Annotated in this window: 15 protein-coding genes and 1 riboswitch; of the genes, 8 read left to right on the forward strand and 7 right to left on the reverse strand. The window is 39.7% G+C overall.

Annotated features, from left to right (window positions below):
• Positions 1–130 precede the first annotated feature (130 nt).
• The gene (gene ade / locus ACFO3P_RS17155; protein ID WP_289584940.1) at positions 131–1,906 is read right to left on the reverse strand and encodes an adenine deaminase; all 1,776 of its coding nucleotides are present in this window, start codon (positions 1,904–1,906) and stop codon (positions 131–133) included.
• A gap of 21 nt (positions 1,907–1,927) precedes the next feature.
• Positions 1,928–3,244: an NCS2 family permease gene (locus ACFO3P_RS17160; protein ID WP_193063239.1), complete on the reverse strand. Its 1,317-nt coding sequence runs from the start codon at positions 3,242–3,244 to the stop codon at positions 1,928–1,930.
• 155 nt (positions 3,245–3,399) lie between these two features.
• Positions 3,400–3,503, reverse strand: a riboswitch (purine riboswitch).
• Between the two features lie 182 nt (positions 3,504–3,685).
• Here ACFO3P_RS17160 and ACFO3P_RS17165 point away from each other — a divergent pair.
• A complete protein-coding gene (locus tag ACFO3P_RS17165; protein WP_193063241.1) occupies positions 3,686–4,678 on the forward strand; it encodes a class I SAM-dependent methyltransferase in 993 nt (330 codons plus the stop codon).
• Positions 4,679–4,699: 21 nt separating this feature from the next.
• Positions 4,700–5,884, forward strand: coding sequence for an acetate kinase (locus ACFO3P_RS17170; RefSeq protein ID WP_042535370.1), 1,185 nt, complete (start codon positions 4,700–4,702; stop codon positions 5,882–5,884).
• A gap of 101 nt (positions 5,885–5,985) precedes the next feature.
• Here ACFO3P_RS17170 and ACFO3P_RS17175 read toward each other — a convergent pair whose 3' ends face one another.
• A complete protein-coding gene (locus ACFO3P_RS17175; RefSeq protein WP_042535369.1) occupies positions 5,986–6,417 on the reverse strand; it encodes a universal stress protein in 432 nt (143 codons plus the stop codon).
• A gap of 211 nt (positions 6,418–6,628) precedes the next feature.
• The gene (locus ACFO3P_RS17180; RefSeq protein ID WP_379542562.1) at positions 6,629–7,726 is read right to left on the reverse strand and encodes a M24 family metallopeptidase; all 1,098 of its coding nucleotides are present in this window, start codon (positions 7,724–7,726) and stop codon (positions 6,629–6,631) included.
• A gap of 186 nt (positions 7,727–7,912) precedes the next feature.
• Between ACFO3P_RS17180 and ACFO3P_RS17185 the strand changes: the two genes are divergently transcribed.
• The 4 genes from ACFO3P_RS17185 (at position 7,913) to ACFO3P_RS17200 (ending at position 11,090) form a co-directional block, all read left to right on the forward strand.
• Entirely contained in the window at positions 7,913–8,581 is a 669-nt protein-coding gene (locus tag ACFO3P_RS17185; protein WP_379542563.1) for a PspA/IM30 family protein, read from the forward strand.
• A gap of 92 nt (positions 8,582–8,673) precedes the next feature.
• Positions 8,674–9,360, forward strand: a complete 687-nt coding sequence (locus ACFO3P_RS17190; protein ID WP_042535366.1) for a metal-dependent hydrolase — start codon at positions 8,674–8,676, stop codon at positions 9,358–9,360.
• A 122-nt stretch (positions 9,361–9,482) separates the two neighbouring features.
• Positions 9,483–9,710, forward strand: a complete 228-nt coding sequence (locus ACFO3P_RS17195) for a hypothetical protein (RefSeq protein WP_042535365.1) — start codon at positions 9,483–9,485, stop codon at positions 9,708–9,710.
• A 72-nt stretch (positions 9,711–9,782) separates the two neighbouring features.
• Positions 9,783–11,090: a DRTGG domain-containing protein gene (locus ACFO3P_RS17200; RefSeq protein WP_042535362.1), complete on the forward strand. Its 1,308-nt coding sequence runs from the start codon at positions 9,783–9,785 to the stop codon at positions 11,088–11,090.
• A 132-nt stretch (positions 11,091–11,222) separates the two neighbouring features.
• On the opposite strand, the gene ACFO3P_RS17205 is transcribed toward ACFO3P_RS17200, so the two are convergent.
• Positions 11,223–11,516 carry a YtpI family protein gene (locus ACFO3P_RS17205; protein ID WP_042535359.1) on the reverse strand — a complete coding sequence of 98 codons (294 nt, stop codon included), beginning with the start codon at positions 11,514–11,516 and terminating at the stop codon, positions 11,223–11,225.
• 116 nt (positions 11,517–11,632) lie between these two features.
• On the opposite strand from ACFO3P_RS17205, the gene ACFO3P_RS17210 reads away from it, so the two are divergent.
• Positions 11,633–12,577 (forward strand): DHH family phosphoesterase, encoded by a 945-nt coding sequence (locus tag ACFO3P_RS17210; protein WP_193063247.1) that lies wholly within the window; start codon positions 11,633–11,635, stop codon positions 12,575–12,577.
• Positions 12,578–12,711: 134 nt separating this feature from the next.
• On the opposite strand, the gene ytrI is transcribed toward ACFO3P_RS17210, so the two are convergent.
• On the reverse strand, positions 12,712–13,215 hold the full coding sequence (gene ytrI / locus ACFO3P_RS17215) for a sporulation membrane protein YtrI (protein WP_042535356.1): 504 nt from the start codon (positions 13,213–13,215) through the stop codon (positions 12,712–12,714).
• Positions 13,215–13,547: a sporulation membrane protein YtrH gene (gene ytrH / locus ACFO3P_RS17220; RefSeq protein ID WP_042535354.1), complete on the reverse strand. Its 333-nt coding sequence runs from the start codon at positions 13,545–13,547 to the stop codon at positions 13,215–13,217. The genes ytrI and ytrH overlap by 1 nt, the downstream gene beginning before the upstream one ends.
• A gap of 235 nt (positions 13,548–13,782) precedes the next feature.
• On the opposite strand from ytrH, the gene dnaE reads away from it, so the two are divergent.
• Positions 13,783–17,100: a DNA polymerase III subunit alpha gene (gene dnaE, locus ACFO3P_RS17225; RefSeq protein WP_193063249.1), complete on the forward strand. Its 3,318-nt coding sequence runs from the start codon at positions 13,783–13,785 to the stop codon at positions 17,098–17,100.
• Positions 17,101–17,318: the final 218 nt, after the last annotated feature.

Raw genomic sequence — 17,318 nt, forward strand, 5'->3', positions numbered from 1 at the left:
CTTCTAGCGTATGTTTGGTTATTCTTTTAGACATTAAAAATACTCCCTTCCTAGTAGGAGAGAATTTTTATTATTTCTCTGTCTACTATAAAGGGAGCATATCAGCTTGGAACCATGCTTTTTTTATTGGTTATTCTACGGATTCAAATAATGGAATCATCTTTTGTGTTGCTACATCCAATAATCCTAAATCAGTAATTCGTACTTCAGGGATGACAGTTAAGGTTAAAGAAGATAATGCCATCGAAGGAGAGCGTCTGCCAACCTTTACTCCCATGGAATCTGCTGTTTGATTAAAGGAATCAATTTTTGGTGCAAGCTCTTCCACAGGTTCCGCTGCCATTAATCCGGCAATCGGCAAGTTAACTTGTGCTTTGACTTCTTGATTAGATACAAGGCAAAGTCCGCCGCCGGAAGCTTCTAATTGCTTGGCAGCTAGAAGCATATCCTTTGTATTTTTTCCAACAACGACAAGGTTATGGCTGTCATGCGCAATCGTAGTAGCATAAGCTCCTTCTTTTAATCCAGCATTTTTCAATATACCTACAAATGGTTTTCTACCTTGCCCATGTCTTCCAGTTACTGAAACATATAGGCAATCCTCTGGGAGAGATGAAATAACCCCATTTACAGCTTCCAGTTCCACCGTTCTTTTCTGTGTAGTACCGATTGGAAGCATCTCCATCGTATTGATTCTTACTTTTCCGTTCTGTACGGGTGAAGTAATTTGAAAATCTTCTTCTGTTAATACAGGGATGGAAACTGTATTTTTTGTTAGTGGCGGTACTTCACTGGATAGGGTTTCTGTTAAATGCTTCTCCTCCACCAATTGTTTTCCTTCGACAAATACATCGTTGATATCCATCTCATCAAGGGAGTTGACAAGGGAGAAGCTGGCGATATAGCCGGAGGCAATCGCTCCCTGATCTCTCAATCCGAAACGGACCGCACCATTTAAACTTGCATAGCGAATTGCTAATGGTGCGGGAATTCCTTCTTCAATACAGCGGCGGACGACCCGGCTCATTTGTCCGTTTTTCAGCATATCACTAGGTTCCACATCATCTGTACACATGGCAATATTGGAAGCGTAAGGAAGAACCTTCCATGCTTCTGCAGCAATGTCAGCAAATTGGCTGACACTGGATTCCCGGATATAGATCAGCATGCCAGCCCTTAATTTCTCAATAATTTCATCTGATTTACGGCTTTCATGATCTGTATTTACTCCAGCAGCAAGGTAGGCGTGCAAATCTTTTCCTGATACTCTTGGCAGATGGCCTTCGTTCAGCTTATTTTTTTGCAGACCAGCTTCCACAATGCCTGCCATTCGATCATCTTGGTTAATGACACCGACATAATCCATGACTTCAGCAACACCGACTGCTTCCGGCAAGTCTAATAGTTCATTAATATCTTCCGGACCAAATGCTGCCCCAGCTGTCTCCACACCTGGGACCGCTGGTACGCAAGAAGGAATGGTAAGTAAGAATTGTACGGGCAGATTTCTGCTGGCGGCTGCCATGTATTCCACACCTTCTTTTCCAAGGACATTTCCGATTTCATGCGGGTCGATAACTGCTGTTGTGGTGCCATGACGTAAAACTTCGCGGGCAAACATGTCTGGTGTAACCATTGTGCTTTCGATATGCACATGACAGTCAATCAATCCTGGAATGGCATATTTTCCTTTTGCATCGATTTCTTTTTCACCCTCGATAGGAAAGGAAGGTTTGCCATTTTCATACGCAGCAATTGCACTAAAACGATTTTCTTTTATGCCGATATCGGCAGGATATACTTCTGCAGTAAATACGTTAACCAGCTGTGCATTCCGGATAACTAAATCCATTTTGATATCTCCGCGTGCTGCAGCTACGATTTGGTTGCGACTATATTTCATCATTTTTTTCCTCCTTGTGTTGCTTTATTCTGCTAAGGTTATAAAATAAATAATCAATGGGATAACAAGAACAAACAGTCCCGGATGAACTTCTTTTATCCGGCCAGACAAGCTTTTTACAACAACATACATAATAATACCGGCAGAAATTCCGTTTCCGAAATTAAAAGTGAAAATGGTGATTACGATGGTAATAAATGCCGGCAATGATTCCGTAACTTCTGTGAAATCAATGTTTTTAACAGAAGAAAGCATGGTTAACCCAACTAAAATCAAGGCTGGAGCTGTTGCTTCTGTAGGAATAATCATAATAATCGGCGTAACGAATAAGGTTGCTAAAAATAAAATTCCTGTAGAAACAGCAGTTAATCCAGTACGGCCGCCTGCTTCGACGCCAGCTGCAGATTCCACATAGGTTGTCATGACAGGGACAGAGAAGAAGGAGCCCAAGGTGGTACCGCCTGCATCCACTAAGAAAGGCTTATCAATATTCGGCAGGTTTCCATTCTTGTCCAGCATGTTCCCTTTTCCAGCAACACCCAGCATGGTGCCGAGGCTGGAGAAGAAGTCCGGTACGAAAAAGGCCAGCATAAATGGGAAATATGCCATTTTTAATGCATCCATGATATCTAATTGAAATAATACTGGTCCCGGACTTTCAGGTAATGAAAATATGGATTCAGGAAGCTGAGTTACTCCCATTGGAATACCAATAATGGTTACAAGCGCAATTCCGATTAATAAATGTCCGCGCACATTTCGTGCTAAAAGAACACTCATAATGAGAAATCCAATTAAAGCGAGTATAGCACTGGGGGAGCTGACATCGCCTAATTGCAGAGAATTTGCACCCTCATCAGCAACCACCAGCCCCGCATTTCGAAAACCGATGAGTGCAATAAATAAACCGACACCTGCACCAATAGACAATTTGATTGCCGGCGGAATAAGGCGAACTATCAATTTTCTTAAACCGAAGATGGTAAATAATACGAATAGGATACCTGAGATAAATACCATACCCATCGCGGTTTGCCAAGGAATTCCTTCAGCGAGAACCAAAGTGACTGCTAAAAAAGCAACAGAGCCCAGGCCGGGAGCAAGGGCAAACGGACGGTTACTGTATAACCCCATTAGTATAGTGACTATTCCTGTCATCAGGATGACGGAAACAGTAATAGGCCCTACAGGCATCCCCGCTTCCTCCAGCATTCCAGGAACAATGATAAGAACGTATAGCATGGTCATAAACACAGTTAATCCTGCTGTCAATTCTGTTCGTGTATCTGTTTTGTTTTCCGTTAAATGAAAGAATTGATTAAGTTTGTTAGAAAACTTCATAAGATGACGATCTCCTTCTAAATGAATTGTTGGATGTGTCTCGTAAAATAAACAAAGTTCGGAAAAAACAGGATATCCCTGTATTTCCGAACTTTGTAAGTTAAAGTTATGTGTAACAGAATTGTACCAATTCAAAACCCAAATAAATGCTATAGTTAACATAGACTTTAACTACGTAGTCCGGTTCTTTGACGGGAACCAGGTAGAAACGCTCAGACCATATTACTGAGAATATACGAGTTAAATACACTTAAGTTACTATAGCAGACAGTGGTTGAAATATCAACATAAAAAATGAACGTTTTGAGGAAAAATAGATTTATTGTTCGTGTTTTCTGGGTAAACTGCTAACATATAAGAATATGTAAGAGAAATTCCTTTTACATCTGTCTCAAGTATTGTTAAAATAGAAAGTTGTCAGCTTGGATAGGAGGACATGCCATGGAGCAATCAAATGTTGAGAAATTATTTAAATCTATAGATGAAGTTACTGAAATCATACAAAATGCAAAAAATGAAACCTATCTGGAAAGTTTGATTATCGCTTTAAATATCATCTTAGATGATGGAGCTCAAGATGAGTTAGACGATGTTACAAAGCACAAGGTTGCAAAACCGGTTCAAACAGTTAATGAAGAAGAATTTGATGCAGAAACGTATCGAAAAGCGTTAAGCCTGTCTATTTTAAAAGGGATGAAAGGGGCTTCGCAACAGCAGCATTTAATGACGCCTGATACAGTCGGCTTTTTAATCAGCTACCTGACAAATAAGCTGATTGATAAAAAAGGGCAAATAAGTCTTTTTGACCCGGCTGGCGGGACAGCTAATCTGCTTACCATCGTCTTGAATCAATTGGAAAATCCTTTTAAAGCATATGCTTCTGAAGTCGATCCCGCGTTGATAGAGCTGGCTGTGTTAAATGCCAATTTGCAGAAAAAAGAAATCAGCTTTTATCATCAAGACAGTTTACGGCCTTTCCTGATAGAGCCTGTAGATATGGTTGTCACAGATCTTCCAGTAGGGTATTATCCAGATGATGTGACAGCGGAAGAATATCAATTAAAGGCTGATAAAGGAAATTCTTACGCACATCATTTATTTATAGAGCAGAGTTTGAAATATTTAAAAGAGGGCGGCTTTTTTATCGGTGTTATCCCGGAATTTTTATTTGACAGTGATCAATCGGACAAGCTGCATGCGTTTTTCCAGGAAACTGCACATATTGTCGGAGTCATCCGCTTGCCGGAAACATCTTTCAAGTCAAAAAATCAGGCGAAAAGTGTATTAATCCTGCAGAAAAAAGGGTATGGTACAAAAGAACCGAAGCAGCCGTTACTTGTACAATTGCCTTCATTTAAGAATGCGCAAGCAATGGCAGATATTATCAAACAAATCAATGAATGGTTTACATCCTATCCAAATAGGATTAAATGAAAATATAGGAGTGGAATGAAAATGAGTAATGTATTAGCAATTAATGCGGGGAGTTCATCTTTAAAATTTCAATTGATAAAAATGCCTGAAGAGGAAGTAGCGGCAATCGGCCTAGTAGAAAGAATCGGATTACCAGAATCTGTTTTTAAAATGGAAGCAAATGGAGAAGAAGAAAAAACAGTTACAGATATTCCAGATCATAGTGTAGCAGTAAAAATGTTATTAGATGCTTTAATTTCTCAAGGAATTATTCAATCATTTGATGAGATTGATGCGGTAGGACACCGTGTTGTTCATGGAGGAGAGTATTTCTCTGATTCGGTTTTATTAGATGATGAAGCAATTCAAAAAATTGAGGAAGTATCTGAACTGGCTCCTTTGCATAACCCTGCTAACTTGACTGGAATCAATGCTTTTAAAGAAATTCTTCCAGATGTTCCAATGGTGGCAGTATTTGATACAGCGTTCCATCAGTCTATGCCGGCATCTTCTTATTTATATAGCTTGCCAAGAAACTATTATGAAGACTATGGAATTCGTAAATATGGATTCCACGGAACTTCTCATAAATATGTTTCTGAGCGTGCGGCGGAGCTTTTAGGAAGACCGTTGGAAAGTCTTCGTTTAATTTCTTGCCATATTGGTAATGGCGCCAGTGTTACAGCAATTAAAGATGGGAAATCAATGGATACTTCAATGGGCTTTACACCGCTAGCCGGAGTAACCATGGGGACAAGATCTGGAAATATTGACCCTGCCTTGATTCCTTATATTATGCAGCGTACTGGGAAAACAGTTGACGAGGTATTGCATGTATTAAATAAAGAAAGTGGAATGCTGGCATTATCTGGGTTCTCTAGTGATTTACGTGATATTCAGGATGAAGCAGATACGAATGAACGAGCTGAGCTTGCATTAAATGTGTTTGCTGGGCGTATTCATAAGTATATTGGATCGTATGCTGCTAAAATGAATGGCGTGGATGCAATTATATTCACTGCAGGTGTAGGGGAAAATAGCATTGCTATACGTGAAAAAATTCTTACCGGTTTAGAATTCATGGGCATTTATTGGGACCCAAAACTAAATGATGTTCGCGGGAAAGAACAATTCATCAACTACCCGCATTCTCCAGTAAAAGTAATGGTCATTCCGACAAATGAAGAAGTAATGATTGCCCGGGATACCGTTCGTTTAAGTCAATAACATATACAGCCCAAAAAGCCTTTTTACTCATGAAGCTTATCGAGTAAAAAGGCTTTTTCAATACATTTTTAATAGGAAAATAAAAAGATTCTTAAAAAGTTCTAGCGCGTAACAAGCACGTCGCAGCTGGCATATCTCGTAATGCTTTCAGATACACTTCCAATTAAGAAGCGCTCTACAGCATTCATCCCGGTTGCCCCGCACATGATTAAATCAGCTTCAAAATTAGCCGCTATTTCTTTAGCAATTTTGACTTTAGGAGACCCATATTCAATGCAGCGGACAATATCTGTTAATCCGGCAGCTTCAGCCTGTTTGACGTAATCATCCAATAATTCTTTCGCATACGTCTCTGCTCTTTCGGATAAAGAACGGTCATACGCTTCAGCTGTTGAGAAATTACGAGAGTCCACGACATGAGCAAGAATCAATCGAGCATTATTTCGTTTAGCAACAGCGAGCGACTTAGTAAAAGCCTTTTCAGCTGCTTTCGATCCATCTACTGCGACAACAATATTTTTATATTCCATCATGATTCATCTCCCCTTTCTACTATTATTATATACCTGATTTGTAAGCGTTACAAACGAATAAATGTAAATTACATAACATTTCGAAAAAAAGTCAAAAAAGCAAATGAAATGATTCTAAAATTCGAAAAATGCTTGACAGTCGAGCTTAAAACAATTTTAGAATCAATAAAACCCCGGTCTTCTGCAGACCGGGGTTTTCGTAATTTAAAAACTAAGAAATAATTTGTAATGTTTTTGGATATTTTGTCAGCTCTAAAGGCATATAATTGGTCGTAAACAGCATATCTTCAATTCTTACGCCGCCAATATTTGGAACATAGATTCCAGGTTCAATCGTAAAACACATTCCAGGTTCGATAGGAAGGGTGTTTTCGCTGTGCATGGAAGGATATTCATGTGTTTCAATTCCCAATCCATGCCCAAGCCGGTGTGTGAAATAGTCACCGTATCCTTGCTCTGTAATATAATTTCTTGCGATTTTATCTAATTCGCCGACTGCAGTGCCGGTTCTGCTTGCATCTATCGCTCTTTCTTGTGCTTCCAACACCGTGTCATATATCTGTTTCTGTTCATCTGAGATATTACCAAAGGCAACAGTCCTTGTAATATCAGAGCAATAACCTTGATAAATAACTCCTAAATCGAAGAGAACGAAACTATTTTTCTCTAACTGCGTTTTATCAGGATTTCCGTGAGGGGAGGCTGTTTTTGAACCGAATAAAGCCATGGTCTGAAAGGACATCTCGCGTATACCCTGTTTTTTTAAGGTGTGCTCAATGGTCGCAACTACCTCTAGTTCGGAGACACCTTCTTTTAAGGCTTCCACACCAGTTTTAACACCTAAATCTGCTAATTCAGCGGCTGTCCGTAATAAATCATGCTCTTTTTTGGTTTTAATTAAACGCAGATTTTGGATAACTGGCGTGGCATCTATATAGGCCGTATCCGGGAAGATTTCTTGAAGCTGGTTATAACGGTAAAGCGTCAGATGGTCTTTTTCCACTGCCATGACAGCTGGTTCTTTTTCTTGTTTCTTTAAGAACGCCTGTAAGGAATGCCAAGGATTTTCATGGTCATAATAGCTTACAATCAAATGCTCCCATCCGGCATTTCTTGCATCATCTTCTTCCATTTTAGGTAATAGAAATATCGGGTCGATTCCGTCCATAACAAGGATTCCGATAACTCTTTCATGCGGATCAGTATAGTATCCGCTTAAATAATATACATTTGCTTTGGAGCTGATAAAACAACTGTCCGCTTGCTGTTTTTTTAGCTCGGCAAATAAATGGTTAATTCTGTCTGACATTATTTTTTGCCTCCTAGTTGATTAGTATTACTGCTGTTTGACATGAATAAATAGTATGCTCTAAAAAAATTATAGCAGATAGAAAGAAAAAATCCGATAAAAATGAAACTTTTTGCGAAATCAATCGTATTTCATACTGTACACGGACCGTACATTACTATTACTTATTCCAAGAGGAGGATTTGTATGTTTCAATTTTTTAATCGAATGAAAACAATTGTCAGTTCAGAACTGAATGCAATGATTGATAAGGCGGAAGATCCGGTCAAGATGTTAGATCAGTACTTGCGGGATATGGGCAAGGATATTGAAGAGGTTGAAGCTGCTGTAGCAAAACAAATGGCCAATGAAAAAATGCTGAAGCGCAAAGCGAATGATGCGAAAGCGATGGTGGAAAAGCGCCAGGAACAGGCTGAAAAAGCAGTAGAAGCAGATAATGAAGAATTAGCGAGAAAAGCATTAGAAGATAAAAGACATCAGGAGAAATCGTATGAGTCTCTACAAGCTTCTTGGGAGCGCGCGGATGAGGATGTCCGAATCCTGAAAGAAAAACTATCTGAAATGAAAAAAGAATACCAAGAAATGAAATTGAAAAAAGACTCCTTAAAGGCACGTGCAGAATCTGCGAAAACAAGAACGAAAATGAACCGTACCATGTCTTCCATTGGCGGCGATCAATCTCGTCAAGGATTTGAAAGAATGGAAGAAAAAGTACTGCAATACGAAGCAGAAGCAGAAACCTCAGAAGATTTAAATGAAAGTGCGCGTACGCTGGATGATGAATTCAAAGAGCTTGAAAATAATAATGGTGTGGATGATGAATTAGCTGCTTTGAAAAAGAAATTTAATAAATAATTGCTGAAAAAGATGCATAGAAATACCTGATAGCGGGAAGACACACTACGAAATCAAAATAATAATCCAAATCGTCAAAGGAGAGATTTTCAGTGAAAGTATCTTTTCATGGACATTCTGTAGTAAAAGTAGATACAGGAAAGCATCGCATCATTATTGACCCGTTTATCAATGGAAATGAAGCATGTGATTTAGATCCGAGTACGGAAAAGGCTGACGTTATTTTGCTGACACATGCTCATAATGATCATGTCGGAGATACAGTGGAAATAGCTAAAAATAACGATGCCTTGGTTGTAGCGCCGAAAGAACTTGCCGATTATATAGCATCAAAAGGTGTGGAGGCACATCCAATGCATATCGGCGGTTCCCGTGAATTTGAATTTGGGAAAGTGCAGCTTACGCAAGCTTTTCACGGCTCATCCTATGAAGAAGAGGATGGAACAGTCATTTACGGAGGAATGCCTGCAGGAATACTTCTTACAGTAAATGGAAAGACAATGTATCACTTAGGAGATACGGCATTGTTTACAGATTTAAAAATGTACGGTGAATTAAATGATATTGATATTGCCTTTATTCCAATCGGTGATAATTTTACGATGGGGCCAAGTGATGCACTGCTTGCAGCTGAATGGGTAAATGCCAAGACAGTTGTTCCTGTGCATTATAATACCTTTCCGCCGATTGTTCAGGATCCGGAAGATTGGGCATCTAAAGTGAAGGCTGGTAATGCCCGCGCAATGAAAGTTGGAGAAACAATCGATTTAACTTCTTAACGTGCGTGTTCAAAAAGTATATATTTTGCTAGAAAACCACAGAGATAGATTATATTCTGTGGTTTTCTGCTGCATAGAAATCATCCTCGCTCATACAATTATAAAAAAGGAGGATGCCAGCCTTGAAAACAAATATTATTCTAAGGTTATTATTAGTTTGCTTTTTTATCTATATTGCATGGCCGATGGTTCCGCAGTCTTCCAGCTCTTTAGAATTCCTCTTTTGGGGGTGCTGGTTATTATTTGCCTTTGTATTTATCGGCGCAAATCTTGCAACACTATTAAAAATGTCCCGGCCCCCGGTTATGGAACAGGAGGGGATAAATAAGAAGAAACTGCGCAGCCATTGAGTTTCTCCTGTATCAATTGTATAATAAGACTAATATGTTTTATATAGTACAGTTGAAAGAGGGTGATGGCAGATGGCGACCAAGCATGAACAGATTTTACAGCATATTTTATCATTGCCAGTTGGAAGCAAGATATCTGTCCGTCAAATTGCGAAAGATTTAAATGTGAGTGATGGGACTGCTTACCGGGCGATTAAGGAAGCAGAAAATCAAGGAATCGTAAGTACGATTGAACGTGTAGGAACGATTCGGATCGAGAAGAAAAAGAAAGATAATTTTGAAGAGCTGACGTTTGCTGAGATTGTTAATATCATTGATGGACAAGTACTTGGAGGCAGAGACGGGCTTCATAAAACACTCAGTAAATTTGTGATTGGCGCCATGCAGTTAAATGCCATGATGCGCTATACGCAAGCTGATTCGCTGCTGATTGTCGGAAACCGTTTTGAAGCGCATAAGCTTGCTTTAGAAGCGGGAGCAGCTGTCCTGATTACAGGAGGCTTCGATACGGATGATTCTATAAAACAGCTTGCCAATGAAAAAAAATTGCCTATTATTTCGACAAGCTATGATACGTTTACAGTTGCGGCTATGATTAACCGCGCGATTTATGATCAATTGATTAAAAAGGAAATTATTTTTGTAGGAGATATTTCAACACCGTTTGAGTCCTCTTATTATTTAGCGGCGAAACAGCAGGTGAAGGATTGGTATATTAATAATGAAGTTTCCTCGCACACACGATTTCCGGTTGTGGACGACCGTATGAAAGTAGTAGGAATGGTTTCTTCGAGAGATATCGTCGGGAAAGACCAAACTACATTTATTGATCGTATCATGAGCCGGAAGCCGTTAGTTGTTCAGGAAAAAACATCTTTAGCCTCGGTTGCACATATGATGGTCTGGGAAGGTATCGAGCTCGTTCCTGTGGTGGATAGTTCGCATGTATTAAAAGGCGTTGTTTCCAGACAGGACGTATTAAAAGCCATGCAGCAGATCCAGAGACAGCCGCAGGTCGGAGAAACAATTGAAGATATTGTTGCTAACAATATGTCGCAGAATCCGAGTGAGGAAGGGTTGTTTGAAGCGCATGTTATTCCGCAAATGACAAACCATTTAGGAACATTATCACATGGTGTATTTACAGCTCTCATCACAGAAGCAAGTGAAAAAATGATGAAAATAGAGAAGAAAGCAGAAATTTCGATTGAGAATATTACGGTTTATTTCAGCAAGCCGGTACCAATCGACAGTATTTTACTTCTTAAGCCAACACTTTTAGATGTCGGCCGTTTATATGCAAAGATAGATGTAGAAGTAATGCATGGACAAACTACTGTCGGACGGTCATTGATTATGGCGCAGCTGATCAATCGGTAACAGCGTAATTGATTTTTCTTTTGAAGACGAAAAAAACAACTGGAATACGATAATTCCAGTTGTTTTAAGCTGAAATGAAGCAATTTATTCAAAATGTAACGATCTGATTTGAAAGCTGTGCTTCTATTTTACCTAGTTTGGATGCAATCTTCTCCACTCTTTTTGATAGTGCCGTGCTTCTTTGAATCCACGAATCAATTGCATTAATCCTAATGCAAAGATAACAAGGCCGATAAACAAGCTGAGCTGTGTCAGATAAAGGGAGTATTGATTAATGGAAAAAGCGATTAAAAATGCTCCCAGGCTGGATCTCGCCCGGCCATTAAAGTATTTTTGTGTTAACGTATTTTTCTCTTTGAGGATTGCTACTTTATAATAGATATAAAAGACAGCTGAAATTATAATTATTATTGGAAAGATAACCATTTTAAATGCTCCGCTCCTAATTACATATTGTTTAATGCTACGTTTATTGTACCGTTTTTTTATCAATTAATCTAGGAAAAATCATAACTATATCATCAACAAAAAGGGAGATTGTCATGGAAATTACAAAAATTATTGAAGCGATTGAAGCAAGCGAGAGAATCATTATACATCGGCATGTCCGCCCTGATCCGGATGCAATTGGATCTCAGATGGGGTTAAAAGCATTGATTAGACATTCCTTTCCGGAGAAAGAAGTCTACGCTGCAGGAGAAGATATCCCGTCCCTGACTTTTTTAGCGCAGATGGATGATGTATCAGACGAGCTTTATCAGGGAAGCTTAGTCATTGTCTGTGATACAGCAAACCAGCCGCGGATTGATGATGATCGTTATAATAAAGGAAAACAGCTGATAAAAATCGATCATCATCCGGTCACAGATTCTTATGGAGATATCGAATGGGTGTCTACCGATGCCAGTTCTACTTCTGAGATGATTGTTGGTCTTGCATTGGAAGCGCGTCCCCGGGGCTGGAATTTAAATAATGAAGCAGCCCGTCTCTTATATGCAGGAATCGTTGGGGACACAGGAAGATTTAAATTTCCAAGTACAACTGTGAAAACATTTCAATATGCCGGTGAATTAGTTCGTTATGATTTTGACCGGACAGCTATATATGATGGGTTATACGAGGCGGAGGAAAAAGTATTGCGGTTAAGCGGCCACATTTTACAGCATTTTAAGATGTCTGAGAATGGGCTGTGTGTCATTAAATTAACTGCTGAATTATTGAAAGCATTTGATGTTACTGTGGAGGAATCAAACCAGCTTGTCCAGACGGTAGCAGATGTCAAAGGGATTAAAGCATGGGTATTTTTTATTGAAGAGCCTGACCAAATTCGGGTGCGTATCCGTTCGAAAGGAATTGTAATTAATCAAATTGCTAAGAAATATAATGGTGGAGGACATCCGTTGGCCTCTGGTGCAACCGTATATAACTGGGAGGAAGCAAATCATTTAGCAGCTGATTTAGAAAAAGTGTGCAGGGACGAAGTTTAAAACAGATGTAATTGCTGAAATTGGAGAGATATGAAACAAAGCTAAGGCTGTTATGCGAGAGGCAAGATAAAATAATTTGTCTGCGTTATAACAGCCTTATTGATTTAAAGTGGATAATGAAACGAATCATACTATCATCTTACGGATTCAGGCAGGACCACAACTCTTAATTCTGAACCAAATGCAATTTGTCGGACACGGAATTGGTAGCTCATGCCATCAAGAGTGAAGGCTTTATTTTCGATTGTTGCGATTAATAGCTTATCTGAACGTGATACAAGCTCTACTTCCTCTCCGATGACGTGGTTGATTTCTTCGCGAATCAAAGCCCGCAGCTGATCCTGCATTAATAAATCGATACGCATCGATTCCGGGTCTTCTATCTCAATGTCGATTCTTGAGATGGTGAGCGGCTGTTTGGTCTGCTCGCTTAAATCTTCTTTATCCTTCAGCAGGGTCTGATTTGTTTGCTCCAGCTCGGTTACCTCATTCGACAGCTCCATATTCTCTTTTAACATTTCTTCATACATGGTTCCGTACATATAGGTGAAGACCATATAGGAAATAATGCTGCCGAAAAAGAAACCGACAAAAATGAGCTGCCAGCTTGTTTTTTTATGATAATGCGGGATGTGCATCAGGGAGCATCTCCTTGTGAAAACCATTGAATAATAATCAGGCCAACCTTTACTCCGCCCATTGCAGATAGAATCAACAGGATCTGTTTTACTAAATCCATTGGAGTTCCGTCGAATAACCCTCTTTCAAAGTTGGCGATTGCGTCAAAGGTGCCTCCGATTGCAGCGACAATCCCCCATATTCTTAAGCGTTCTGCGATTCGATTCATAGAGGTCAGGGCAGCATCTCCGGTGGCGAAATCACCTATGCTTCCTATAATCGATCCTCCGATGATGACTCCTAACGCAATAAAAAAACAATGAATAAATGCTGCAAAAAATCTTTCCTCCATACTGTGACACTCCTCGCATGATAGCTTGTCTGCTAATTGGCAATCCTTATAATTGGAGGTTGCTATATTCTAGCTTATGAATGAAACAGACAAGTTATGAAAACTAAAACGATAGGCACATATGTACTATCTTGTTATAATAGATATAGAAATGCGTGTTCAAGAAGCAGGAAGACATTCGATTTCTCATTTTAAGGAGTTTTTTGAACATCCTCTAGAAAGAAGGCAGGGTAGAATGACGTACACACATATATCGGTGAAAAGCGGCTATAGTTTAATGGAGAGCACCATTTCTATACCAAAGCTTGTTCAAAAAGCAAAATATTTACAGTATCAAAGCCTCTGTTTAACAGATGAGGCTGTTCTTTATGGTGCTGTTTCATTCTATAAAGCTTGTATGGATCAGGGGATTAAGCCGATTATTGGCATGCGGATTTCTGTTCAGATGGATGATAATGAACAGGAGATTCCATGTATCGTTCTCGCTAAAAATAAAACAGGCTACCAGCAGCTTCTACAGTTAAGCACCTATCTGCAAACAAATCAGCTTGATAAGCTTCCGGTTGAACAGCTTGGGGAATATACAGACGGTGTCATCGGTGTACTCTCTGGAAAGGCATTCCTGAGGGCTGGCAATGATTCCTCCGAAACAGAAAGCCAACTACTCTTTCAACAGCTTAAAAAGGCAGAAGCTTATTTTGAAGAAGGTGACTTTTATGTCGGCATCGATTCAGCTTCACATCAGCTGCAAATATGGAAAAAGGCGGACTTCGCTTATGTGGCGATGCAGAATGTAGTGTATTTAGACGAACAGGATGTATTGGCTTATGATTGCCTGCAATCGATGCGGTTCGGGGAGAAATGGGCTCCAAAACGAAAGGAACAGCTGCCTGAAGGTCATCATTTTACTTCTCCGGAGGAAATGAAGCAATTATTTCATACTTGGCCGGAGCTGCTGGATAAGACTGAAGAAATCGCAGGAAAATGTACTGCCTATTTACATTTTGATGAGCAGCATCTGCCTTCCTTCCCCACGCCGGATCAGGTAACCGCAGATACCTATTTGCGGGAGCGCTGTGAAGAGGGTTTGCAGGAGCGGTACCCGGTCGTTACAGAAGCTCATCGAAAACGGATGGAATATGAGCTGAATACGATTATCAATATGAACTACAGCGATTATTTTTTAATTGTTGCCGATTTTATTCAATTTGCGAAAGATAAACATATCATGGTCGGACCGGGAAGAGGATCATCAGCTGGTTCCATTGTTGCTTATATTTTAGGAATCACAGAAGTTGATCCATTAAAATATAATCTTCTGTTCGAACGTTTTTTAAATCCGGAACGGCTGACCATGCCGGATATTGATGTAGACTTTTCTGATATCCGCCGTGATGAAGTAATTGATTATGTAAGAGATAAATATGGCAGGGAGCATGTTGCACAGATTATTACTTTTGGCACCTTTGCGACACGCTCGATTCTCCGAGAACTGATGAAAACAATGGATGTCCATGATCAGGATGTTGCTTATATTTTGCGGGAAATGAAGCGGGCATCATCCAAAAGTATTCAACGGCTGCTGCAGGATTCAACGGAATTAGCATCCTATGTAAAGGCCTCTGAAAAATTAAAGGTTTTATTTACCATCGCGATTAAATTAGAAGGCTTGCCAAGAAACGTGTCTACTCATGCTGCGGGCGTTGTGATTAGTGAGCAGCCTTTAATGAGAGATGTTCCGTTGACAAGCGGCACAGGGGAAACGTACTTGACACAATATGCAATGAACGAATTGGAAGCCGCAGGTCTGTTGAAAATGGACTTCCTGGGGCTCCGAAATCTTTCGTTAATAGAAAGAGTCATGAAAGGTGTGGCATATACCCAAAACAAAGGAGAAATATTGACCCATATTCCAGAACAGGATGAAAAAACGTTTGCCATGCTGCGACAAGGGGAAACCAGCGGTGTTTTTCAGTTAGAATCAACAGGAATGCAGCGTGTTCTAAAAGAGCTGCAACCATCCTCGTTTGAAGATATTGTAGCGGTTAATGCGCTTTATCGTCCAGGTCCGATGGATTTTATCCCTGTGTATATCCGGCGTAAATTTAAGCAAGAAGCTGTAACCTATCCGCATCCAGATTTAGAACCGATTTTAAAATCAACCTATGGTGTTCTGATTTATCAGGAGCAGATCATGCAGATTGCGCACCGTATTGCCGGTTTCAGTCTTGGTGAGGCGGATATTTTAAGAAGAGCGGTAAGTAAGAAGAAAGACAATATGATGCAGCAGCAGGAGGCAGCCTTTATCAAAGGGTGCTTAAAGAATGGCTACTCTCAGGCTGTGGCTGCGGAAATTTTCAGCTGGATTGTCCGCTTTTCCAACTATGGATTTCCAAGAAGCCATGCTGTCGCCTATAGTAAAATATCCTATCAGCTCAGTTATCTGAAAGCACATTATCCAGAAGTATTTTTTTCATGCCTGCTAACGGATGCTAAAAATCAGCCCGAAAAGCTGTCTATGTACCAGGAGTCGTTAAAAGAGCTTGCAATTAAGATACTCCCGCCACATATTAATAGAAGCTATCAGCAATTTACAGTGGAGAAAAACATGATACGTACCGGGTTAGCTGCTATTAAGTCTATCAGTTATCAAGCGTTGGTTCATATTTTAGAAATCCGAAAAGAGGCTTCTTTCACCAGCTTTTTTGATTTTTGTATGCGAATCGATATAAAAAAAGTAAATCGGGCCGCTATTAAAAACCTGATTTTAGCTGGTGCATTTGATACGTTTCATCCCAATAGGGCAAGCTTGATTGAAACGATTAATCCAGCGCTGGAACAAAAGGAATTGTTTCAGGGGATGTATGAAGATGCCTCCTTATTTCAGGATGCGTTGGAATATACAGAAGCGGAAGACTACTCCAAAATACAAAAGCTCACTTTTGAGAAAGAATTGATGGGTATCTATATCTCAAATCACCCATTTGAAAGTTACCGGAATGTATTAAGAGCGAATGGAATACTTTCTTTTAAACAGGCAGAGGAGTTCATCGGGAAGAGAAAAGAAATCTATACCGTCGGAGTAGTAGAAGAGATAAAGATTATACGCACAAAAAACAGAGAAAGAATGGCATTTTTAACAGTGTCGGACGAAGATAAAAAGATGGATGCTGTTCTTTTTCCGGATTTATTTCGGCAAATTTCGAATCAGCTGGAAGAGGAACAGCTGGTTTGGATGCGTGTTACGGTCGAAGAGAGAAACCAGAAGCGTCAGTTTATTTTAAAGGAAATAGCAGCACTGGATTTGTCTGAAGTGGATATACCAGAAACGAATAAATTATTTATACGAATGACAAACCAAGATAAAAGCAGTGTTTTGAAATATTTGCAGCAAATAGCTGAACAGCATCCGGGGAAGACGCCGGTAATCGTATATGATCCTGTAAACAGAGAAACCTACCAGCTTGCAAACAGCTATTCTCTTCAAGTGACAGAGAAAGAAATGAGACAGCTGAAAAATTATTTTGGAAATGATAATGTGGTTGAGCGCTGATTTTATACGCTATTAGAAAACACCCGAAATATATTTTGAAAATAGAGGAGAAGCCGAATTTTTTACCAGAAACCGGCTTCTTCTTTATTATATATTTTGAAGAGGGGAAGGCAGCAATTTTTCATGTATTTCGAGTGATAATGGCACAATATAAAAAACTGAAATTTTACGACAGCAGCTACTTTACACAAGCATACCATCTGTTATAATAAAGGGGA

It is taken from the genome of Oceanobacillus aidingensis (assembly GCF_042654105.1).
GTDB lineage: Bacteria > Bacillota > Bacilli > Bacillales > Amphibacillaceae > Oceanobacillus > Oceanobacillus oncorhynchi.

Bases quoted from the DNA above. Each gene is read 5' to 3' on its own strand.
- ade (WP_289584940.1), bottom strand. From the start codon at position 1,906: ATGATGAAATATAGTCGCAACCAAATCGTAGCTGCAGCACGCGGAGAT.
- ACFO3P_RS17160 (WP_193063239.1), bottom strand. From the start codon at position 3,244: ATGAAGTTTTCTAACAAACTTAATCAATTCTTTCATTTAACGGAAAAC.
- ACFO3P_RS17165 (WP_193063241.1), top strand. From the start codon at position 3,686: ATGGAGCAATCAAATGTTGAGAAATTATTTAAATCTATAGATGAAGTT.
- ACFO3P_RS17170 (WP_042535370.1), top strand. From the start codon at position 4,700: ATGAGTAATGTATTAGCAATTAATGCGGGGAGTTCATCTTTAAAATTT.
- ACFO3P_RS17175 (WP_042535369.1), bottom strand. From the start codon at position 6,417: ATGATGGAATATAAAAATATTGTTGTCGCAGTAGATGGATCGAAAGCA.
- ACFO3P_RS17180 (WP_379542562.1), bottom strand. From the start codon at position 7,726: ATGTCAGACAGAATTAACCATTTATTTGCCGAGCTAAAAAAACAGCAA.
- ACFO3P_RS17185 (WP_379542563.1), top strand. From the start codon at position 7,913: ATGTTTCAATTTTTTAATCGAATGAAAACAATTGTCAGTTCAGAACTG.
- ACFO3P_RS17200 (WP_042535362.1), top strand. From the start codon at position 9,783: ATGGCGACCAAGCATGAACAGATTTTACAGCATATTTTATCATTGCCA.
- ACFO3P_RS17205 (WP_042535359.1), bottom strand. From the start codon at position 11,516: ATGGTTATCTTTCCAATAATAATTATAATTTCAGCTGTCTTTTATATC.
- ACFO3P_RS17210 (WP_193063247.1), top strand. From the start codon at position 11,633: ATGGAAATTACAAAAATTATTGAAGCGATTGAAGCAAGCGAGAGAATC.
- ytrI (WP_042535356.1), bottom strand. From the start codon at position 13,215: ATGCACATCCCGCATTATCATAAAAAAACAAGCTGGCAGCTCATTTTT.
- ytrH (WP_042535354.1), bottom strand. From the start codon at position 13,547: ATGGAGGAAAGATTTTTTGCAGCATTTATTCATTGTTTTTTTATTGCG.
- dnaE (WP_193063249.1), top strand. From the start codon at position 13,783: ATGACGTACACACATATATCGGTGAAAAGCGGCTATAGTTTAATGGAG.